General features: G+C 54.9%; 9 protein-coding genes. 2 read left to right on the plus strand and 7 right to left on the minus strand.

Going from position 1 to position 12855, the window contains the following annotated elements; genetic code table 11:
- Positions 1–73 precede the first annotated feature (73 nt).
- Together infC and thrS are read right to left on the minus strand one after the other, a co-directional pair.
- Positions 74–622, minus strand: coding sequence for a translation initiation factor IF-3 (gene infC, locus G516_RS0104255; protein ID WP_084644854.1), 549 nt, complete (start codon positions 620–622; stop codon positions 74–76).
- A complete protein-coding gene (thrS, locus tag G516_RS0104260) occupies positions 619–2550 on the minus strand; it encodes a threonine--tRNA ligase (RefSeq protein ID WP_028292613.1) in 1932 nt (643 codons plus the stop codon). The genes infC and thrS overlap by 4 nt, the downstream gene beginning before the upstream one ends.
- Before the next feature lie 298 nt (positions 2551–2848).
- On the opposite strand from thrS, the gene G516_RS0104265 reads away from it, so the two are divergent.
- Positions 2849–3832, plus strand: coding sequence for an AraC family transcriptional regulator (locus G516_RS0104265; RefSeq protein WP_028292614.1), 984 nt, complete (start codon positions 2849–2851; stop codon positions 3830–3832).
- Here the strand turns inward: G516_RS0104265 and G516_RS0104270 are convergent.
- From G516_RS0104270 to G516_RS0104290, 5 genes are all read right to left on the minus strand, one after another.
- Positions 3829–4647 (minus strand): cytochrome c oxidase assembly protein, encoded by an 819-nt coding sequence (locus G516_RS0104270; RefSeq protein ID WP_028292615.1) that lies wholly within the window; start codon positions 4645–4647, stop codon positions 3829–3831. The genes G516_RS0104265 and G516_RS0104270 overlap by 4 nt on opposite strands.
- A gap of 218 nt (positions 4648–4865) precedes the next feature.
- Positions 4866–6854, minus strand: coding sequence for a primary-amine oxidase (locus G516_RS0104275; protein ID WP_211225057.1), 1989 nt, complete (start codon positions 6852–6854; stop codon positions 4866–4868).
- Between the two features lie 145 nt (positions 6855–6999).
- Positions 7000–7650 (minus strand): response regulator transcription factor, encoded by a 651-nt coding sequence (locus tag G516_RS0104280; RefSeq protein WP_028292617.1) that lies wholly within the window; start codon positions 7648–7650, stop codon positions 7000–7002.
- Positions 7647–8933: a HAMP domain-containing sensor histidine kinase gene (locus G516_RS0104285; RefSeq protein ID WP_028292618.1), complete on the minus strand. Its 1287-nt coding sequence runs from the start codon at positions 8931–8933 to the stop codon at positions 7647–7649. Before G516_RS0104285 ends, G516_RS0104280 begins: the two co-directional genes overlap by 4 nt.
- 384 nt (positions 8934–9317) lie before the next feature.
- Positions 9318–11726, minus strand: coding sequence for a TonB-dependent receptor (locus tag G516_RS0104290; protein WP_051218919.1), 2409 nt, complete (start codon positions 11724–11726; stop codon positions 9318–9320).
- Positions 11727–12095: 369 nt separating this feature from the next.
- Here G516_RS0104290 and G516_RS0104295 point away from each other — a divergent pair, with 369 nt between their 5' ends.
- Positions 12096–12821, plus strand: coding sequence for a response regulator (locus G516_RS0104295; RefSeq protein ID WP_051218961.1), 726 nt, complete (start codon positions 12096–12098; stop codon positions 12819–12821).
- Positions 12822–12855 lie beyond the last annotated feature (34 nt).

The following is a 12855-nucleotide window of genomic DNA, read 5'->3' on the forward strand; positions in this document are numbered from 1 at the left end:
TGTTCAGTAACCGGTAGAAAAACAGAAACCCCGGCTTATGCCGAGGTTTCAGTCATCCGTTTGAAGAACCGGATTACTTCTTCTTCACAGGAGCGATCACCATAACCATCTGGCGACCTTCCATTTTAGGGCGTTGCTCAACTACACCAATGTCTTCCAGATCGGCTTCGACACGGTTCATCAAGTCCATACCCAAATCCTGGTGGGCCATTTCACGGCCACGGAAGCGCAACGAGACTTTAGCCTTGTTGCCATCTTCAAGGAAACGCTTGAGGTTACGCAGTTTGATCTGGTAATCCCCAATGTCCGTGCCAGGACGGAACTTCATTTCCTTGATTTGAACCTGATGCTGACGCTTTTTGGCTTCGGCTTTCTGCTTTTTCTCTTCGTAAAGCTTCTTGCCAAAGTCCATTACCTTACAAACAATCGGGTCACCGTCCGAGATTTGCACCAGATCCAGCTCAGCTTCCTGAGCGGCTTCGAGTGCTTCACGGATACTAACAACTCCTACCTGATTGCCATCGGCGCCAATCAATCGAACTTCTGTTGCACGAATTTGATCGTTGATGGCGGCACGGTTGTCGTTGCGGCCGCCTCTTCTGTTGTCGCGTCTGATACTCAGCTCTCCATTCCAAACCGACCGCGCTGGGAAATAGCACCATCAAGGAGGCTTTGGAATTCATCGATCGTCATTACGCCGAGATCTTCTCCCTTACGAGTGCGCACAGCAACGGTGTTGGCTTCTACTTCTTTATCCCCTACCACTAACAGGTAAGGTACCTTGTGCAAAGTGTGCTCGCGGATTTTAAAGCCGATCTTCTCGTTTCTCAAGTCCGCGGCTGCACGATAACCCTTTTCTTTCAGATTTTTTGCAAGATTTTCGCAATATTCTGCCTGGTTATCGGTAATGTTCAGTACCGCAACCTGCTGTGGAGCCAACCACGGAGGCATGGCGCCGGCGTAGTGTTCGATCAGGATACCGATGAAGCGCTCGAAGGAACCCAAAATGGCGCGGTGCAACATCACCGGTGTTTTACGCTCGCCGTCTTCGTCGACGAACTGGGCGCCCAGGCGTTCTGGCAGCATGAAGTCCAGCTGAATGGTACCGCACTGCCATACACGGCCGATGCAGTCACGCAGGGAGAATTCGATCTTCGGACCGTAGAAGGCACCTTCACCTGGCTGCAATTCCCAATCCAGACCGGCGTCGTTCAATGCATCTTCCAATGCAGATTCCGCACGATCCCACAGGTCTTCGGAACCGATACGGCCTTCTGGACGAGTGGACAGCTTCATTTCAACCGCGTCAAAACCGAAGTCCTTGTAGACATCGAGCGTCAGCTTGATGAAATCGGAGGCTTCCTGACGAATCTGGTTTTCGGCACAGAAGATGTGGGCATCGTCCTGGGTGAAGCCACGTACACGCATGATGCCGTGAAGGGCACCGGACGGTTCGTTACGGTGACAGGAACCGAATTCCGCCAGACGCAGTGGCAGGTCACGGTAGCTCTTCAGGCCCTGGTTAAACACCTGAATGTGACAAGGGCAGTTCATCGGCTTGACGGCGTAGCTGCGCTTCTCGGACTCAGTGGTGAACATGGCGTCCTGGTAGTGTTCCCAGTGACCGGATTTTTCCCACAGGGTACGGTCAACCACCATCGGAGTTTTGATCTCCTGATAGCCAGCATCGATCTGAACCTTACGCATGTACTGTTCCAGTACCTGCCATACTGTCCAGCCATTTGGATGCCAGAACACCATACCCGGCGCTTCTTCCTGCAAGTGGAACAGGTTCAGCTGCTTGGCCAGTTTACGGTGGTCGCGTTTTTCGGCTTCTTCCAGACGAGTGAGATATTCTTTCATCTCTTTCTTGTCGTTCCAGGCAGTGCCGTAAATACGCTGCAACATCTTGTTGTCGCTGTCACCGCGCCAGTAAGCACCGGATACGCGTTGCAGCTTGAAGATGCGCATAACACGGGTGTTTGGTACGTGAGGACCCACACACATGTCGATGTATTCTTCGTGATGGTACAGGCCTACTGCGGTTTCGCCTTTTTCAATCAGGCCATCCACCAGCTCAACCTTGTAGTCTTCACCACGGTCAACAAACACCTGACGTGCCTGTTCAATCGGCGTCATTTCCTTGATCACCGGGTAGTCTTTCTTGATCAGCTCTTTAACGCGCTTTTCAATCGCCGCAACGTCTTCCGGAGTGAAAGGACGTTCGTAGTCGATGTCGTAGTAGAAGCCGTTTTCAATCACAGGACCGATGGCCATTTTGGCTTCCGGGTACAGCTGCTTGACGGCGTGACCCACCAGGTGAGCGAACGAGTGACGAATAACTTCCACACCTTCCTGATCGCGACCCGTGATCAGGGTGATGTCGGCGTCTTCGGTGATCAATTCACAAGCATCAACCAGCTCGCCATTGATTCGACCGCAAACGGTTGCCTTGGCCAAACCGGGGCCAATGTCTTCAGCAACTTGCATCAGGGTAACTGGCTGCTCGAAAGAACGTTGAGAGCCATCAGGAAGGGTAATAACAGGCATAAGGATAGTCCTTGTCAGTGGTGGCCCCTACGACAGGCCACGTGCATGTATAAAACGAAGCCGAGCACTTTACCCACCCGTGTTTGCGCTGTAAACCGCTGAGTGCCCTGTCAAAGGGCAGCTTCACAAACCGGTAACATTCGTTGTGCAGAAAACCGTCAATAAGGCCCAAATCCGGGCGCCCGGAGCTGGAATACCACTTGCTTTACTTTATCAAGAGGCCTCCGTCCTGGATCAATAGAACAGCTCAGCAGACAGCCCACAAAACACAAGCAAGACGCATAAGGAGGTGCCAGCGATGAATACCGTTCCGGCCTATGCCGAAATCAACCGCTTCGCCCATGCCTTGACCAACTGGCCCCAGCAATACGACCAGATCACCCCCGGGCGGTTTGACGGCAAGTTGCAGGACGTCAGCACCGGCAGCGTGCGACTGTTTCGGGAAACCATGAATCAGTCGGTGGCCCAACACACTTGCACCCCGGCCAACACCATCAGCCTGCTGATTCCATTGATGGAGCGCCCCCAGTGCGAAGATGCTCGCGGCTTTGCCGCCGACGCCATTACTCTGCTGCCCTACCAGAGCGACTTCTTTTTTGTTGGGCCACGCCATACCGACTATCTGGTAATCGCGCTGGACACCCAACAACTGCAACAGCAGCTGTGCCCGGTGGACTACCATACCCTGCAATCCCAACAGCAAAGCCAACGCATCATTGGCAGCCGCCACGACCTTCCGGCGTTACGACAAACCACCACCCACTGGCTCAACACCCTGATTGCGTTGAATACAGGCCGCGCTGGCGACCTAGTAGATGACCTAATAGATGACCAGCTGGTGAAACAGCAAAAGCACATTGAACATCAGCTCATCAGTCTGACCTGCGAGCTGTTTGGCCATCACACAGATTCAGGCAACGTTCATTGGCAGCCGCTGCCCGGCCGCTATCGTCAGTTGGTGAAAGACTGCCACGATCTGGCGTTGTCGCCCGAGGGCAGCAGTGCCACCCTGCTGGAACTCAGCCAGTGGTTGAATGTGCCCCAGCGCACGCTGAGGTACAGTTTTGAAAAAGCGGCCGGGGTATCACCCAACCAGTATTTAAGGGCTGCCAAACTCAATGCCGCCCGACGGGAAATCATACAGAGCGACCTGCCCATCGGCTCGGTTGCTGCCAATCAGGGCTTTTACCACGGCGGTTATTTCGGCCAACAATACAAGGCCATGTTTGGCGAGACGCCGCGCCAAACCCGCCAGCGCCGCAGAGGAATTTCAGCAGTCTAATAAACAGTGACTGTGTTTCGCTGCATCAATAACCGTTCGCCAATTCCGTAGGCAACACACCCGGATAGCACCACCCAGGCCGCCAACCATTGATCCATCGCCACAGGCATCAGCATCGTGTGATGCCCTGAGCTGGCAGACATCAGGCTTTCGCCAGTGGAACTATGTGTAGCGACCATGGAATGGGCGTACAGATCATCGAACAACAGCATCAGGCTGCCCCACAACGCCATGGGAACAATCATCAACGCCGTCATCACCACCCTGCTGATGCTTGCCTGAACAGGCTTTGTCAGCGTCAGCAGCAAGACCTCGCTCATCAGCCAGCCGCTGACCACCATTAACCATTTGCCCAGTGAATACCAACCAGCAGACGCCATACCTATCTGGTGAAAATCCGGCAGCATCCAGACCAGTACCGCGATAATCGACACCACTGCCAACGGCCATAGCCAATGGGATGGAAGCCGATGACCCGATGGGGCGACTGATGCATTTACGGGTGAGAACTGTCCAAGTGAGACAGCTGCGAAATTGGAAGAATAAGCAGCACCTGAACAGGCTTTCCCTGCAAGCGCTGCTGCCCACATCAGTGGCAACAACAGGTGCAGCATGACGCTTTGCCAACTGTGTAGCCATAAAGAGAAACGAGCCAAGGCATCCAGCTGCGGGGTCGCGCAAGCAACCAACAGAAGCAGGCAACTGATGCCCAACGCTCTTTGGGTTTTATCCAGTCCATTAGCAGACCGTTTCAGGACAGCCAAGCCCCACAACACGCACATGCCGAGTAACAGCCATTCAGTCCAGAACAACATAACGACCTCCCTCCTCTAACACCTGAAAAGCAGCCCCTGCCCAAACAACTCTCAGCCAAAACATCTCCCACCCCATGTCCAAACAGGCTGGACACTGAGGAGACCAGGGTAGCCCGCTGGTTACAGCGCCCTGGTCCTTTTGTCTGGCTTGGTTTTGGGTGAATTATTTAGGCTGGTTGGCGTAGTTTTGGTTTTAACTACGCTGCCAATGGCCCGGATCAGCCATCGGACTCATCTGCCACACCAACCGAACGCTGGTCTTTCACGGCAGGCACATCCATCGCTGGATTGCCGTCAAAGAAATTGTTCGGCTTCAGGTGAAAGCCAACGTACTCCACCGGCATCACCGGGAAGTCCTCCGGCTTGCAGATGTGGGTATGGCCATAGGTGTGCCACAGCACGATGTCGGTATTTTCAACATTGCGGTTTTGCTGAATGTAATTGGGCAGTCCGTCGCCGGTGTTCTGGTTTGGGTACATGCCGGTGCCATAGCGTTCGTTGGGGTCGTAGGGCGTCACCCACACGTGGTTGGCTGCAAATCCGGCACGCTTGCCAATGTAGCTGTCGGGCTTCGCCAGCATCACCGGGTTGTGTTCAGCCACCAGCTTGTATCCCGGCGGATTCCCCACGGCGTTTTTCTTATTGGGGTTGATCACTTTCCAGAAGCGTCCGCTCTGACCATTGGCATGACGGGCTGCTTCCAGCTCGGTTTTCAGCGGTGTGATGGAGGTGTTAAACACATTGCCCCACGGATTCACTTCCGGGTCATCACAAGGGCTGAAGTTGGTTTCCATCACGGTGTTTTGTTCGCCATCCAGCATCATGTGCAGGCGGGCGCTGAAGAAATGCTGGTGCGATGGGCCGTAGATTTCCGGCGTTACCTTGCCCGCCGCATGGGGCGGTGTGGTACCTGGCAGCATACCTGCGGTCTGGATTATGCCGGTGAGCTTGGTTTCCATTTGAATGGTGCCGTCCTGATACAGATACCAGTAGAAGCCGTAATCGTAGTTACCCACGGTACAGAAGAAGCTGATCACCAGACGACGGGAGCGACGCACTTCAAACACATCGGTGCGGAATTCGTAGTGTTTCCACAGCGTGCCGTAGTCTTCTTCATGCATGCAAACGGCGTTTTTCATCACAAAGGCTTCGCCCTTGTCATCCACCGCCGGAATATCGAAATAATGAATGGCGCCCAGGCAGTCGCATCCCAATTCCAGCTGATTAGCCAATCGCCCAAGGCCATATTCCCCACCGTCGAAGGCGCATTTCCAGTAGTGGTTCAAGGCGGTATCGGAATACGGCACCGCCATGTCGGTAACGCTGGCGCGATAGATGATCGGTCGTTTGTTGCCCTTGTCGACGTAGCTGAGCTGATTCAACGTCAGGCCTTCCCGAGGCGTAAAGCCAACGCGGAATTCCCAGTTTTGCCAGCTGACTTTCCAGCCATCAACCTGAAAAGACACCCCTTCCGGCTGAACAATATGCAGCGGTTTGACGTCGTCACGCGGCGTCCCCAGCGACGGTGAATCGTAATTGCGCTTGGTTTTCGGCACCGGCGTGTTGTTGCCGTCGCCCAGTAGCTCGATCACCTTGCCTTCGTTAAGGTCGATGATGGCCACCAGCCCTTCAATCGGGTGGGCGTAGCCGTTATCGGTAAACTCATCCCGATAGAACGCCACTCCCCGCATCAGGCGCTTGCCCTTGAATTTGGGGTCGTCGCCGAAATAGCCGAATGACCAGGGGTCTATCTGAATGTTTTCGATGTCTTTATCGGTCAAACCGCGGCGCTTTACGGCAGCGCGCCAATCCGGATCGTTCTGAACAATGTCGACGCAAGTGAAGAACTCTTCCACCATAATCGGCGCCTGACCGGTGATGTCCGGATCAAGCTGCTGCCATTCGGTCACTTCCTTGCTGTTCAAATCCACCATGGCTTCGAACATCTCGCCGGTGGCTTTATCCAGCACGGTGGCAAAGGCACGTCGGGAAAACGCTTTTCCCGGCTCGAACGCCAGCACCTCGGCTTTGGGTGGCTCTTCCAGTTGCAGATAGGGAAAACGACAGCTGTCCGCCAGCCCCTTGGATTCTTTCAGAATGGCCGCAGCCAGCGACAGTTCTTTCAGTGTCAGCGGGTCTAACGGATGTTCGGCCACGGCATTGGCCATCAGATTGGCTTTTTCAGAAGCACAGCAACTTGCGGTCATGGGTCATTCCTCCAGAGCAGTGAATGACCTCAATCTATGACGTGCAGCAAATCGCTTTATCACAAATCGGCAAAGCGACGGATTTATGCCCGCGGCACACGACACCCTGCCGCCAATGCGGACAAAAGCAGGTGCTTAGCTCTCATCAGCTTTGAAGAACCTTACGCACCATTTCCGCGGTGCTGGTGACGCCGAATTTCTGTCGGATAACGGTGGCTCGATTGGCTACGGTTTTGGCCGAAATACCCAGTTCTTCAGCAATGATCTGATTGCTTTTGCCTTCCAGCAAGCGGTCGGCAATTTCCCGTTCGCGGGCTGGCAAGCCCTGCAATACGGCAGCACTGTCGGCGGCGATTCCTGCACCGGCAGCCCCAGCACCACCTCTTGGCGCAAGGCGTTCCACGCTGCGCGATACGGCGGGGTCGATAAACGACTCACCAGCAGCCACCCGGGATAGCGCTTCAACCATCAGGTCGGGAGAGCTGGCTTTGGACAAATAGCCACTGGCTCCGGCAGCCAACGCCTCGCGAATCATGCCGGGTTCTTCGTACATGCTGAACATCAACACCCGGGCGTCCGGGTCGCGATTACGAATCTGGCGGCAAGCATCAATGCCAGACATATCCGGCATATTGATATCCAGCACCACCACGTCCGGCTGCTGCTGAATAAACAACAGCACGGCATCGGTGCCAGAACCGGCTTCGATCACTTCCACATCCTTGATCAAGGCTCCCAGTAACGACAAATAGCCTTGCCGCACCACTGCGTGATCATCGGCCATCAGAATTTTCATGGGGTTTCCTTATTGTTGTTTTGCCAGCTCAGGGTCACCTGTGTACCGGTACCAACCACAGAATCGATGGTTAGTTGTGCATGCAGCAACCTGGCCCGTTCCTGCATGGAACGAATACCAAAACCGGGAACGATGCGGGCCTGACCCTCGCCATCATCGATGATGGCGATGTTAGACAGTGTCTGGTCAGACGCCCCTGCCCGGCTATCCGACTTTTCGGTCAATACCACTTCGATATGGCCAGCTTTGCCATGACGAACGGCATTGTGAACGGCCTCCTGCACCAACCGATACATATGCGCCGATTGCTCCAGCGGTGGCTCTTGCTGGCATTCTCCCAGCAAAACACAACGCACATCAAACGCCTGTTCGATGCCTTGCAACAGCTCATCCAGCGCTGCCCGAAAGCCCAATTGCTCCAACACCACCGGGTACAGCTGGTGAATCATGCGGCGGAAGCCCGCCTGTATGGCATCGCAGCCATCCAGCAGCCGTTGGGCGGTTTGTTGCAGCCGTTCCTCATCGTCGCTGATCATCGGTACCACAAACGCCTGCGCTCGCATTCCGGTGACTTGCTGGCCAAGGTCATCATGCAGTTCACGAGCCAGCGCCGCCCGCTCGGTTTCCTGAATCTCCATCACCCGCTGGGCCAGTTGCTGGTTTTCATGGCGGGCTTGTTCCAGCGCCATCGCCATATGGTTAAAGTGCTGGGCAACCTGGCGGGCTTCCGGCAGAGCATAACCACCCAGGCGGGTTTGCAACTCGCCACGCTCCAGCTGATCGAGGGCGTTAACGAAGTCAGCCAACGGCCGCAGCCCCAACCTTACTCCCCAGTAAATCGCCAGATTGGCCAACACCGCAGTGGCAATAAACAGCCAGAACAAGCCAGTGGCCGACTCCCACACTTCAGATATTTCGTCACTGTCGTCCGGCACCAGAATCCGCCGCTCCCCACGCGAGCCGGTAAAAGCCAGCTGATAACCGCGATCCGGGTGATCGAACAGGTGTTCAAACCAGTTGGGCACCCGAGTCTCCGAGCCTTCTTCAAAGTCTGGTTCATGTGGATGCTGCAACAGCCGTACGTGGCGCAAGTTACTGCCCACCAGATCCAGCAGCTCTTGTGGCTTGCCGGACTGAATCAACGCTTCAACAACCGGTTTCATGGCCTGCTGTTCGCGGATAACGTCTTCCCGGCCTTGCTGTAACAAACCAAACAGGCTGGCCGCCAGCGCCAGCACAAAGGCGCCGTTAACCATCAGCAAAATGCGCGCAATTACACTCATAGCCACTCCACCGGACTGCTGTTCTTAACAAAAAAGCCCGGCGACTTCGATGAAGCGCCGGGCAACCAGATCTTTAGGGGACATCTATTTAATCCTGCGCGGCTCTGCGCGAGTGTTGCCGTTGTTCAGTGCAAGGCGACGAATGCAGCGAAATGACGAGTCCTTTTCAAATTCGTCAACACCGCACTGGGCGGCGGCAACCCGCGCCTGCGGGGGCTGCCGGATGATCCCGACTCTGTGTCGCCGACTTTTGACTTGACCCGTCAGGCCTGCAAGTCGTCTTCGTGATTCGAAATCATCCGGTAGCCCAGAGCCTGCACCGGATTAAAAAGATGTCCCCTTTCAGTACCAATCAAAAACAGTGTATACCTGCGTGTTTCGGGATCAGAAGCTGATCTTCAAACCCGCCTTGAAGGTACGTGGAGCACCCGGGCCCACAAAGCTGTCGTCTTCAAAGTCGGTGTACACGCCTGCCAGTGCTTCATCGGCTTCGCCATACACACCGAAGGTTTCGTATTCCTTATCGAATACGTTCAACACACGGCCATACAGCTCAAAGCGGTCGGAAGGCGTCCAGGCGGCACGCATGTTCACGATGGCATAACCTGGCAGCTGTTCGTTTTCGTTGGCTTCATCGCCACGGAAGTACTGGCTGCTGCGGTATTGCAGGTCGGAACCAATGCTCACCTGATCCATCACCTGCCAGTCGGCGGCCAGCTTCAGGTTGTGATCCGGCAGACCCGGAATGCTGTCACCGGCTTCCACCTGACGGTTGCCACCCAGCGGGTTGTTCGGGCTGAAGGACACGTAAGGGGTTTCAAAAGTCGCCTTCATCCAGGTGTAGGAGGCACCGAAGCGGACGCTGTCGAGCTCGCTGACCAGTCCCAGTTCAACACCCTGACGACGGGTTTTACCCACGTTGGAGAAGTAACCTTCGGACGGCAGACCACCGGCTTGCTGGAAAATAATGTCGTCGTGGTTGGTGCTGCGGAACACGCCAGCGGTCCAACGCAGTTGCTGGTTGCTGTTGGAGCGAATACCCGCTTCAAACGACTTGGTGACTACCTGTTCCAGTGGCGGATCAGCCACAAAACCGTTTGGCAGCTTGCATGGATCGTCTTCGTCGGCGCAGCTCAGTTCAGCCGGAGATGGCGCACGTGAGGCTTCACTGTAGCTGGCGTAAACGTTCATATCGCCCAGGTCGTAGGCGGCACCGACCATTGGATTAACGCGTACAAAGGTGTGGTCGCCATTCAGCGAGCCTTCGCCCTCTTCCAGCTGATCATCCATGATGATGCGTGTGCGGTTGTAGCGAGCACCAACGGTGACGCTCAGGTCCTCCGTTACGCTCAGCGTGTCGCTAACAAACAGGCCGAAGTTGCGGGTGCGGGTTTCCAGTTGCACTTCCGATTCGGAGTCGTACAGGCCAATGCCTTCTACGCCACGATCGTCAGAAGCCGTTTCGTTGCGCAGCAAGGCAAACTGGGTACGGGAACGGAACTCGATGTTGGAAACATCGTAGGAAACACCCACAGTCAGCAGGTTATCCATATCATTCAGCGGCTCGGAAGAGCTCAATTGCAGGGCCAGACCCATGCTGTCTTGCTGGGTGCGAGAAGTGTTCAGGGTGCCGTCGACGTCATCAGGATCGATGTCCAGACCCAGTTGGGCGGCAATACCTTCAAGGGTATCGTCGTCATCGTAGCCAACAAACTCTACTGGCTCACCGGCTTCTTCCTCTTCTTCCATGCCCTCTTCTTCGGCGCCTTCCTCTTCTTCACAGAGGGTTTCTTCGCCGTTCAGCTCACACTCTTCGTAATCGGAGTCGTCGCCGTTGAGGGTATCGGTGGTGTTGGAGCGTACGTACAGGTTACCGGCCAGTTGCAAGGTGTCGGAGAACCAGTGTTCGCCATCGATGGCGAAGAAATTCAGACGGTTTTCGGTTTGGTCTGGCTGGGTGTAAACCGCTTCACGGCCTTCCAGATCCATCAGACCGGCAGGCACAGCGCCGTTACCGATCATTTTGTTGTCCGCCATCAGGGCGGTGAAATCCAGCTCGGAATCCTGATGGCGCCAGCTCAATACCGCCATGACCTGACGAATTTCACTGCCGGAATGGTCACGCCAGCCGTCTTCTTCTTCGCCGTTGGCAACGATGTAATACGCCACCTCATCGCCGTTTTTGCGCATCTGCGAGCCGCCGGACTGGAACTGCGCCTGACGGTAGCCAAACTGGCCCATGCCGATTTCAATTTCATTGCCATCGAAGTCAAAACCGTCTTTGGTCGCCATCGACAGCGAGCCGCCGAGGGTGTTTTGGCCAAACAGAGGGTTCGAGCCGGAGTGCAGCTGCATGCTGGATACGGCATCGGTTGGAATCAAATCCCAGTTCACGGTATCGCCAAATGGCTCATTCACACGAACGCCGTTCATGTAAACCGATACGCCCTGAGGCAAGCCCAGCAATGGCGAGGCGGTAAAACCACGATACTGAACATCTGGCTGATAGCTGTTGTTCACTGCTTCGTTAATAGACACCGAACCCAACTGGTAACGCAGGTGCTCGGCAATGTTCTGGGCCTGGGTACGTTCCAGATCGTCAGAATCCAATTGCTGAACCGGCGCGACCATTTTGTCGGCACTGACGCCCACGCTTTCTACCGGCGTGGCGGTAACCAGAATTTCTTCAACGGTTTGGTTGGATGCGTGAGCGATGTAAGGCAGCGACACCAGCGTGCTGAGCGATGCCAGCGTCAGTGAAGTGACAGACAGAGGGGATGAACTGCGACTCATCATAATCTTCCTGCTTCGTGGTTATTGTTATGAGCCTAGTATTGATCGTTGCGGCCGGGAAAGAACCTGCCGGTGAAGCGCATTTCCCATGACATTGGTGCTAGCCAACAGGGATAGGGAATTATTCCCTATCTCTTTCCTGCCCCCCTTCAGGCTGCGTTTAATCGTTTGATACTGCCAAAGAACCCTTACTTTTGATCGAAAATCGACTATTTTTACTACTTTAGGCCCCCATCCCAACCTCCAAGGTAGGATACATGGGACACCCAACGCGGGGTGTAATGAGTCGATAACGACAACTACAACAATAAAAGCAAGGAGTAGACGCCCATGCACACACTCCAAACCAGCCAGAGCAAACAGCCCACCATGACTGAAGTAGCCAACGAAAACAGCAGCGCCATCGAAGAAACCGAAGGCTCAACTTACAAACTGCTTATCGCCGATGACCATCCGCTGTTTCGTGAAGCCATTGCTGATGTTGTGCGCAATCGCTATCCGAACGCCGATATTGTAGAGGCCGAAAACCTCGAAGACGCTGCAGCACTGGCCGAAGACAATGATGATCTGGATCTGATTCTGCTGGACCTGAACATGCCTGGCATGAACGGCCTCAATGGTCTGATTCAGCTGCGCAATGAATCTCCGACCATTCCAGTGGTGATTATTTCGGCAGAAGAAGAAAAGAGCGTGGTTTTGCAGGCCATGACCTACGGTGCCGTCGGTTTTATCATCAAATCCTTGCCACGTGAGAAAATGACCCAGGCACTCGAGCAGGTGTTAGCCGGTCAGGTATACCTGCCATCCGACGTGATTCGCGCCAGCGACGATGGCCGCTCCCGTCAGAAGCGGGTACAGGAAGAAAACCAGATTCCTCCGGAAATGCTCAACAGCCTGACCCGTCGTCAGCTGCTGGTGCTGGAACGTATGGCCAACGGTGAATCCAACAAACAAATCGCCTATAACCTGTCGATTGCTGAAACCACGGTGAAAGCCCACGTGTCTGCTATTTTGCGCAAGCTGAGCGTTCACAACCGTATTCAGGCCGTACTGGCCGCCAGCAACGTCGACTTTAACCAATACCTGCGCCGCTAACGGCGCGTGATCAAGCGGCTAGAGCCCCTCTGAA

This window comes from Oceanobacter kriegii DSM 6294 (assembly GCF_000422845.1).
Taxonomy (GTDB): domain Bacteria; phylum Pseudomonadota; class Gammaproteobacteria; order Pseudomonadales; family Oceanobacteraceae; genus Oceanobacter; species Oceanobacter kriegii.

What these genes read in the sequence shown, in the direction of transcription:
- G516_RS0104285 (WP_028292618.1), bottom strand. Translation starts at nt 8,933, where the DNA reads ATGAGTGTAATTGCGCGCATTTTGCTGATGGTTAACGGCGCCTTTGTG.
- G516_RS0104280 (WP_028292617.1), bottom strand. Translation starts at nt 7,650, where the DNA reads ATGAAAATTCTGATGGCCGATGATCACGCAGTGGTGCGGCAAGGCTAT.
- G516_RS0104295 (WP_051218961.1), top strand. Translation starts at nt 12,096, where the DNA reads ATGACTGAAGTAGCCAACGAAAACAGCAGCGCCATCGAAGAAACCGAA.
- thrS (WP_028292613.1), bottom strand. Translation starts at nt 2,550, where the DNA reads ATGCCTGTTATTACCCTTCCTGATGGCTCTCAACGTTCTTTCGAGCAG.
- G516_RS0104265 (WP_028292614.1), top strand. Translation starts at nt 2,849, where the DNA reads ATGAATACCGTTCCGGCCTATGCCGAAATCAACCGCTTCGCCCATGCC.
- G516_RS0104270 (WP_028292615.1), bottom strand. Translation starts at nt 4,647, where the DNA reads ATGTTGTTCTGGACTGAATGGCTGTTACTCGGCATGTGCGTGTTGTGG.
- G516_RS0104290 (WP_051218919.1), bottom strand. Translation starts at nt 11,726, where the DNA reads ATGAGTCGCAGTTCATCCCCTCTGTCTGTCACTTCACTGACGCTGGCA.
- G516_RS0104275 (WP_211225057.1), bottom strand. Translation starts at nt 6,854, where the DNA reads ATGACCGCAAGTTGCTGTGCTTCTGAAAAAGCCAATCTGATGGCCAAT.